Raw genomic sequence first — 9316 nt, forward strand, 5'->3', positions numbered from 1 at the left:
CTAAACCCCCGGCTAGTATATTGCGCCCCGATGGGGCTGTAGTGCCGCAGCCGTATTTTAATAAAAAATATGCGATACCATCGTAATCATACCGGCCCGGGTTTTGGCGGAAGGCCGGATGGAGCCAATTTTTTAACCGGGGGCTAAACCCCCGGCTAGGATATTACGCCCCGATGGGGCTGTAGTGGCACAGCCGTTTTTTAATAAAAAATATGCGATACCATCGTAATCATATCGGCCCGGGTTTTGGCGGAAGGCCGGATGGAGCCAACACTTCTTCCTGCCAAAACAATTCGGTATTCCATTTTTTTACCGGGGGGTATACCCCCGGCTAGGATATGGAGCCCCGATGGGGCTGTAGCGGGAACAGTGTTTTTTACCACAATTCATGAAACAACACCAGTAGTAGCGCCACAGCCGCTTTTTACCACAAATCATGGGACAACATCAGCAGTATATGTGATTTAAGGAATTTGTAAGGCCTAAGGCAGGCCACCCGATTACAATTCCCGAACCGCAGAAAAACAGCAGCGATCCGCATCGGAACTACCCTTATCTTCCAACTTTTTCATTTTTACCAGGAGATAAAAAGCCATTTTATATAAGTACTTGTACAAAAGGCTGTTTTATCCAAGTCAGAAAATTAAGACCAAGGTATAATAGCCTGTTTGTCGTATATTCATAAAAAGTCTGACGATGTTACCTTCATTATATACCGGCTTAAAAAATGTAAAACTTAAAAACGAACTAGCTGCCTGTTCGGGAAAGATCCGGTACCCCAGCGAGGAACTGGCCTGGTGGGTATTCTATACCTACTATTTTCCGTTTGGCAAAAGGGGAAAAGGCATCCGTTGTGCCATGCCCTACCTATCCTGCTACTTTTGCATCCATTGCAAAGGCTGGCACATGGGCAAAAGCCGTTGGGAAACAGATAGGCCCAAAACCAATAAAGGGACCAAGCCCTTACTCAGGTTCAGACCTTATAGGGACTGAGCTCCTGAAAGCTCAGAGCATCCCAAAATGGTTAATGTCCCATTTTTTAAGGGCATTGGAGAGCCCGTTTTGCGACACACTCAGATAATCTGCCAGATACTTATGGGTATTTCTTATCCAGCCGGGATATGTTGCTATGAGAAAATCTATTTTATCATCAATTGAAGTGAAACCACTGATCTGGTGATAATCCTGAAAATCCATTCTCGTCATATCCTCAATATGTTTCTCCAAGGTAAGGGAAGAACCCGGCTGGGCAGCCAGATCTTTAAAAAGGACTTCCATGGGGATAGCCGTAATTTCTGCTTTGTTTGTCACGATCCACCGCGCCTGGTCTATATCATAGGGAGACTTTTTCCATGGTCCGTGGACAAAAATGTACTGCCTGGTTTTAATGGCCTTATAAAGGACTTTCCCTTTATAATACAGGGTCCCCAATACGGCACCCTCATGTAAAAACACCAGGAAAGCGGTGTCTTTATGATTGAATTTTACCTCTTCCCCTTTTTGAAACACTAATTTACGAGCTTTTAAAAAAAGCTGTGTAAAGACCTTACCAAAAAACAGGTCATTATCGACGGCATATCTGAAAATATCCATTTTATATTTAAAATCATTCACCATAACCCACTGTATATTACTGATTACCAAAAGAATAAATTTAACGAAGATTTTCTGTAAAAAAAAGAACCCAAGTCACCATTTGTTAAATATCAGGTTACAAAACGCCATTTTATCCAACTGGTTGTATAAAATGGCGTTTTGACAAAGTGCTCATTGTCTGACTATTGCATTTAAAAATTTTAGCCGTTAGCTTTATAAAGATCAACAGACATGGCATGGAAAACAGTTCCGGTCGGCGGTGCTGAACCAGCCCTTTCCCAGTAAGTGGGGGGAACGGATCGCGGTGGGGATATATGTATATTGAAAGTAGGTTCAAAGGTTCAAAGGTTCAAATGTTCAAGTGTTCAAGTGTTCAGTTGTTCAAGTGTTCAAATGTTCAGAGCTTAGATCGTAGCCCTGAACGGCGAAGCCTTGAACAGCGAAGCTGAACGGCGAAGGCTTAAACGGCGAAGCTGAACTTCTGAACGCGATGCTGAACGGCGAAGCTGAACCATTATAGTTGAACAATGAAGTTGAATAATAAAAAATTGGCCTTTGGGTCAACTCCGTCTCTTCTGGGAGTGAGGGTCAGAAGCTCACTGTGCCGGATGGAGTAATAAGGGGGACGTCGAAAACCCTTGAACAGAGTAGACTAACAACCAAAACGTTTTTACTGTCTTTTTTGATTGTTAAAAAAAGAAGAACATTATGATCAATTTACTAAAAAAAGTTCAAGTAGTGGCATTAGCACTTGCAGCGGCAGCGGCATTTGCGTTTAATATGCCAAATAATCAGGAACAGTACGCCATCAATCCAAACACCGGAGACTGGATTCCTTTATCCGGTCTCGTTGAAGGCAGGGATTATCAGTGCAACCAATCAGGTAATTGCGCCTACGATGCTCCCAATGGAAATGTGGTCAAAAGCGGAACTTTTGTTCTCATGGATTAATTTTAAAGAGAGGGGTTTATACCCCTCCTTTTTTAATCCCTGTTATTCTGTTCCAATGGATTCAAATTCATTTCTTCTAGAGGTATGGGATAGGTGTATCGGTTACTGCTTGGTTGCAACCTATACGTCACACCATTTACAGTTCTGGTGAGTATCCTGGCCTGAACGGGATCCAGATTAAGTCTTCGAAGGTCTACCCAGTTCGTTCCCCTAAAGACCAGTGACTTTCGCTTTTCTGATAAGATCCAGCCTAACACATCTTCAAGATTTCTCTCCATAAATCTATAAGTTCCCTCTTCAAACCTTGTAGTTAATATTTTATTCATAAGTTCAATTGCTTCTTCCGTTTTTCCGTTCCTATATTTAGCTTCGGCTGCAATAAAATAAGCTTCGTCAAGAGCAATGCCTCCAAAAAACCATAATGATCCTGTATAACTTCCCCTAAAATTATATCCATCAGGCCTTTCCAAATAATATAACTTTTTTCGTAGATCATGTTCAGTATAACTTTTCCAAATCTCAGGATGAACAAAAGTGGTAGGATTAGCCACATTAAACTCATGGTTGACCTGCCTGGAATGCCAAATGACCTCAGCATTATATGGAGCGAATGGATAGTTTACTGTAGGATTAATCTGGGAATAATCCATGAGCTGAAAGGCAGATGTAGCCAAAACCAAATCAGCATATTCTTCAGCCTTTTCATATTCCTGCATGGTCATATAAATTCTGGCGAGCAAAACTTCAGTGGCCTTTTGAGAAGGGCGGGTTTTAATGGGCTGCCATTCAGGAAGAAGGTTTCTCGCTTTTTGCAAGTCATCCATCATGCCTTGATATACCAAGTTCAACGGGGATCTTTTTTCATTTGCTGAAATGGAAGTATTATTCCTGTAAGGAATGCCTAAAGTTGATCCGGCTGTTTGAGGTCTATAGGTATCTGCGAAAATCTGGGCTAATTGAAAATGGTGATGGGCTCTAAAAAACAAAGCCATGCCGCGTAAATCTGATAATTCCTCAATATCATATTTATTTCTATTCTCAAATTCTTCAAGCTTTTCCAAAACCACATTTGCAATAAATATAGCTCTATAGGGCACATTCCAGTCAACTGATGGACTTCCTTCAAAAATTTCAGCATTCCATATATAACCATTGATTGCCGAAGCAGAATAATAATTATTATATCCTATATCATTGGTAACCATATCATCTGAGCCAATAATCCCAAGTGCCGGAATTCTATTTAGTTCCTCCTCATTATCCAATAAGGCATAGAGATCATCCAGGGTGTCCGGGATTAATCTTGATTTGTTTGGACGTTCATCCAAAAAACCCTCACAGCCCATAAGTACTCCGGCCGATAGGATAGTATATAATATATATATGTATTTTTTCATAGTACTAGATGTTAAATGTTAAAGAAATCGCCCCCTCCTACCGGAAGTGTTCCACTCAACTGATGCACGATGGGATGGGGCATTATAATATGATCAAAAATCGATTCTGGCACCCAGGGAGACACTCCTCAATGGCCTCATGGTACGAAAATCCGGGTCCATAGCATCATCGGATGCTTTCCATAATATACCCAAGTTATTGACATACACATAGGTCTGTATTCTGGATAGGGAGATGTTCCACCTGCTGACTGGCCATTCATAGGTAAGGTTTACATCCTGTAGTCGGATATGGTCCCCTCTTTCTACGAGTATCTCCGAATATCTATACAGATTATCCCGGTTCAGGTTTGCCCCGGATGGCAGTGAGGGCACATCAGTAATTAACTCATCACCCGGAACCTGCCACCTTTGGGAAAAATCCGCATGTCCCCGAGTCCCGGTCAGAACCGGGTTATACAGTACTGATTCCCTCCTGTAGAAATATCCCATCCGGTAACTGATGTTTGCAGATAAGGTAAACCCACCATAGCTGAAGTCATTCCGCAAAGCGCCAAACAAAGTAGGACGGGCAGATCCATGATATACCAAATCCTCCACAGCTGAATTATTAATTATCGCCAAATAATTATTACTTGCCTCCCCGTTCAAAAACCCACGTGGATTACCATTATCCGGGTCAAGTCCTGCCCAACGGTAACTGAATATGGAAAAAAGTGGCCGTCCCTCTACCGGTGCCACAAGACCGGAAGTACCCTCCCCGTTAGCCAAAATATTATTCAATGGAGGATCCAACAGGTATTCTTTCACAATTTCGCGGTTAGTACTGAATAGAAAAGTACTGTTCCATGCAAAGCGCCCCTGGATATTACCAGTCTTTAATATCAGGTCAAATCCCTCGGATTGTGTTTGAGCAGTATTGCCCCTAAATTCCGTTACACCACTTGAAGGGGGCATCATAGCATCACCGATCAGATCTAGCCCCTGTTTCCAATAATACTCCACATTACCGGTAAGCCTACCTGACCGGGACTCAAAGTCCAAACCCAAATTGATTATTCTAATTCTCTCCCATCTTAAGTCCGGATTTGGGGGGTTCATAATACGTCCATAAGGAAGGCCGGGATTGATGGATGATCCCGATCCGGTAAGATAGAGGGCCGTAGTCTCAGCAGCCAAAGATTTATCCACGTTTCCGTTAAATCCAAATGAGCTTCTAAGTTTCAGATATGGCAGTGCTTCCCAATTATAAAAACCTTCGTTGCTCAAAAGCCATCCTGCTCCAGCTGAATACAGGGGCACCCCCCTTTGGTTGGCATCCACCCCAAACAAATTAGACTGGTCACGGCGGACACTTATAGTCAGGTCCAGCCTTTTATCATAACTGTAGGCGGCATTGGCATAATAAGAATAAAAACGGTCCACCAAATCCGTCAGTTCTCCCCTAAAAGGCACTGCCTGTAAAAGACCGTTATTATAATACATGGGATACCTGGTCAAATGATCCATGGGAACAGATGCCGCAAGATTGGGGTTATAACCATAATACCTGGCCGTTTGGCCCTGAAGCTGATAATCTTTCAATTCTATACCTGCAAGGGCATTCAGCTCATTTTTCTCTCCCCAATCTTTCCTATACCTAAGGTTGCCCCTAACATTATGGGTTTGGGCTATTTGGTGACCCACATCCAATATCCCCGTTCTAGGTATGGGAAAAGAAAGGTCTTCCTGGGGGCCAACCTGTGTATACTGGTTGATCAGATTTCGGGTAAAATAACTCTCATAGGCAAAATGCTGGTCTGAACTCCCTCTATTGGTCCAATATTGATATTGCACCTCAGCTATCAAATCGGGTGTCAACTGATAGGAAAGACCGGAATTAAGTCGGAGATCATCTGAAAGATTTCTCTCAGGGTTTCTCCTTAATTCATCCAGTGGATAATACTCCCAATTGAGCAGCCCATTATGTTCCGCATCCAAAATAAAATCCCTACGGTGGTTACGGACTACCGGCAGCGGATTGCCGTTGGAGTCAGCCATTCGGGCATAAGCATATGTAGGGTTGGCACCACTAAAATAAATGTTCCCCACCCCTTCATTGCTTCTTTCTCTTGAAGCCTTCGCATAATATATAGTGGAATGAATGGCCAGTCTGTCGTTCAACAGTTTCCAGTCATTCCTGGCCTGCAGTGATATCCTGATGTTTTGGTTGCCTACCAGTTCTTCGCTGTTTCTGTCATATCCTGCTGAAAAAAGGTAGGAATGGTGGTCACTCCCGCCACTTACACTTGCGGAATACTGTTGCAGGTGGGTAGACCGATAAAAGTACCTATCAAAATCATTCCTAACATCATGTCCGGCATAACCCGAAAGCCTGTTTTCCAGCTCTGATTCAGTAATACGGCCTGCACGGTGTTCAAATAGCGCCTCCACTCCCGGAGTCAGGGGAGGTCTGTTGACATTGATAATTTGGTTGTTATAATAATTCCTTCCAAACAATTCCCTTTCCATACCGATCACCTCGGTCGGGCTCATCACCGGACGGTAAAAGGCATCAGGCCGCTCCCCGATTGTGGTATTCGAATTAATGGAGACGGTTGGTCTTTGCCCCTTAATACCTCGCTTTGTCGTGATCACTATCACCCCATTGCCTGCCTGGGCTCCCCAGATGGATGCGGCTGCCGCATCCCTGAGTACGGTAATGCTTTCCACATCATTGGGGTTGATATTCTGGATATCCCCGTCATATGGAAAATTGTCTACAATGATGAGGGGCTGAGAATTGGCAAATAGCGTGCTTCTTCCCCTGATATTGATCCGGTCACCCGGTCCCCCACGCCGGTTGAAGATCAGACCACTGGTCACATCCTCCAATCTTTCCAGAATACCTGGACTAACCCTTCTTTCCAACAGTTCCCGGTCTATATGGACAAAGGAACCCGTGACGCGCTCTTTGGGTAGCTGCTGATAACCCGTACTTAATACTTCCACCTCATCCAATCCGTAACTATCCTGTTCAAGTACAAAATCCCGTTCTGTTTCCCATGGAAAAGTTACCGTTATCTCTGTGGTCAGAAATCCAAGCATGGTAAACTGAAGCGGGTATTCCCCCGGTTCCAAATTTAGTTCAAACCTTCCCTCCCCGTCACTTACTGCTACTACGGAAGTACCTGTCACCTTCACCAAGGTACCGGCTAGCGGCTGGCTGTCTTCTGCCGAGATTACTCTTGCTGAGGCCTGTATCTGGCCATATATCCGGGATGGTGTCATATAGAATATCGTACAGCATATCCCTATTAGTAAATATTTTCTCATAAAATAATGCTTTGGGTTAAAATTTTTGGATTAATGATAGGTCTGATCTGATCTATTCAGGGCCCGGTCTATGATGTTTTTTAGTGCCTCATAGGATCCGGGGATTCCGGCAGATTTCAGTATCCTACCATCGCTGCCTATGACCATCTTACTGGGAAATCCTGAAATCCCATAATTCACCAGAAAGGGATGTGCATGTGCCATATCATTCGTAAAGAGATTTACTGTGGATGATGAGGTGTAATAACCTGTCTGTATACTTTCCTTCCAGAGCGTCTCATCCCTATCTGCAGAAACTGTGATCACCTGAAAGTCTTCCCTATCCCCATAATGCTGAACCAAGGGCAGTACTGCTTTTTCGAAAAAACCCTTTGATGCCCCACACCCGCCTATATAAAAATCCAATAAGGTCACTTTCCCAAGAAGTTTTCCAGTATCATATAAATGGCCGCTTTCGTCCATGAATTCAAAATACTTCAGCTTACTTCCCTCCTTCCGGAGAGCCAGCAGATTTTGGAGTACCCTTTCGCCAAAAGGATCGGCGGTATAATTGAGGTAATCCTCCAATTGGATTTGGGCATTATCTTCGAACTCATATTGGTTGTAAAAGTAATCCACTGCTACCCTGTCTCGGATCTGAGGTGAAGTTATCTGCAGGATAGCTTCATATCGACTGATATCTTCTACTTTCCGGACAAGATTGGCCCATTGTGAAAATAGGTCAACGGGCCCAATTGCATCCGGATGCCAGGTTTTTCCCAATAGTGTGGTGATATTCTCCTGCATCCGATTCCGTATCAGTTCTTTTAGCCTATCTAGCTGTACGCTGTCCCTACGAAGATTGGCCGACTGAAATGTACCGTTGACCAGGGTCAAATAGGAAGAGAATCGGCTTGCAGTGATGTTGTCTGTCAATACCGCTTTGAGTCCATCATCCAGACCCGAATTCATAACCAGATCCATTTTCTGTATGGTAAGGAGATCTTCCTCTAATGGGTAATTGCTTTTAAGTCTATTTATTTCCCCTTCTCCCGGTTCTATAAAAACCATTCTCCTCAAGCCGTTTTTTCCATGGGCCTCATACCTTTCGGCAAACCGGGGATCAGCCAATATCTTTTCAGGGGCAGCACTTACCATGACTGGCTGTCGGAATATTTTTTCCCTGCTATCCAGCAGAGCGATATTGTGCTGTAATTCCATGCGTTCAGAGGCATTCCCGGCAAAATAGATGGCACTGAACCTCCTATCTATATAAATTTCTATGGTATCCCCTGGCAGAACGGCAAATCGGTCCAGAAAGGAGTGGTCATTTCCAAAAGACAAACTCAGGTAAGCCAGGTTTTTTAGATCAGTAAAGGTGTATTCAAATATTTTTTCATTAGGTGTACGGCCTTCCATCATATTACCCTGACGGTAATCGAGGGTGACGTTTTGCGCCCCTGGAGCATAACGGGAATTGAAAGTATAAAATTGAAATAGGGTAAGCTCTATAGGGTCTGGTTCATGGTCTGCCCGCACTGTCCCATACACCACCACCGGTGCCCCTTCCGCAGCGGAAGGGACTGGGGGGTGACCGGCAACTTCCTGCCCGTATAAATCCTTCCCGAAAAGGCATAGCAGTGCCAGGAAGAAAAAGATGTTTCTTTTTTTCATAGTGTGTTATTTAGAAATTATCGGTATTGAATTAGTCTATTCGCAATTAGAAAGTACCGCCCCACGGGGTTGGTCGGTTTGGTTTTCCTGGGGGTTATCGTTAACCAGTGAGGAAAATTGTGGGGCGGGTTTTCAATTGTTTGGTTGTAATGTCATGGTTGATGATTGATGATTGATGATTGATGGATAAGGGTTCATGGCTCATCATAATGTCACCTCCAGTGCGTCACTTCGACCGACTCCCCTATGCCGTCACCTCGACCGGAGCGGAGAGGTATCCTATACGGATCCTCCATACGCCGTCACCCCGAAACCCTTACCTCATGACCCTAAAAGGGTCAAACCTTTCAATAGCCATGGGTAGCTACCCATGGTAAACAGGGATTCGTCATCCCCACGACCCT

At 44.0% G+C, this 9316-nt stretch carries 6 protein-coding genes; 2 read left to right on the forward strand and 4 right to left on the reverse strand.

The features are described from left to right. Positions 1 to 696 precede the first annotated feature (696 nt). Complete coding sequence (locus tag EL17_RS22330; protein WP_035080050.1) at positions 697 to 993, forward strand: hypothetical protein; 297 nt, start codon at positions 697 to 699, stop codon at positions 991 to 993. A 12-nt stretch (positions 994 to 1005) separates the two neighbouring features. Here the strand turns inward: EL17_RS22330 and EL17_RS22335 are convergent, their stop codons facing one another. Beyond that, entirely contained in the window at positions 1006 to 1593 is a 588-nt protein-coding gene (locus EL17_RS22335) for a cyclic nucleotide-binding domain-containing protein (RefSeq protein WP_164675233.1), read from the reverse strand. Between the two features lie 711 nt (positions 1594 to 2304). Here EL17_RS22335 and EL17_RS22340 point away from each other — a divergent pair. After that, positions 2305 to 2547: a hypothetical protein gene (locus tag EL17_RS22340; RefSeq protein WP_035080056.1), complete on the forward strand. Its 243-nt coding sequence runs from the start codon at positions 2305 to 2307 to the stop codon at positions 2545 to 2547. Between the two features lie 32 nt (positions 2548 to 2579). On the opposite strand, the gene EL17_RS22345 is transcribed toward EL17_RS22340, so the two are convergent. The 3 genes from EL17_RS22345 to EL17_RS22355 all read right to left on the reverse strand — a co-directional run bounded on the left by EL17_RS22345 (position 2580) and on the right by EL17_RS22355 (position 8912). Continuing rightward, entirely contained in the window at positions 2580 to 3944 is a 1365-nt protein-coding gene (locus tag EL17_RS22345) for a RagB/SusD family nutrient uptake outer membrane protein (protein WP_035080058.1), read from the reverse strand. Positions 3945 to 4037: 93 nt separating this feature from the next. Continuing rightward, complete coding sequence (locus tag EL17_RS22350) at positions 4038 to 7259, reverse strand: SusC/RagA family TonB-linked outer membrane protein (RefSeq protein WP_084166329.1); 3222 nt, start codon at positions 7257 to 7259, stop codon at positions 4038 to 4040. Between the two features lie 30 nt (positions 7260 to 7289). Next, a complete protein-coding gene (locus EL17_RS22355; RefSeq protein ID WP_035080061.1) occupies positions 7290 to 8912 on the reverse strand; it encodes a TlpA family protein disulfide reductase in 1623 nt (540 codons plus the stop codon). Positions 8913 to 9316: the final 404 nt, after the last annotated feature.

Source organism: Anditalea andensis (assembly GCF_000714815.1).
Taxonomy (GTDB): Bacteria; Bacteroidota; Bacteroidia; order Cytophagales; family Cyclobacteriaceae; genus Anditalea; species Anditalea andensis.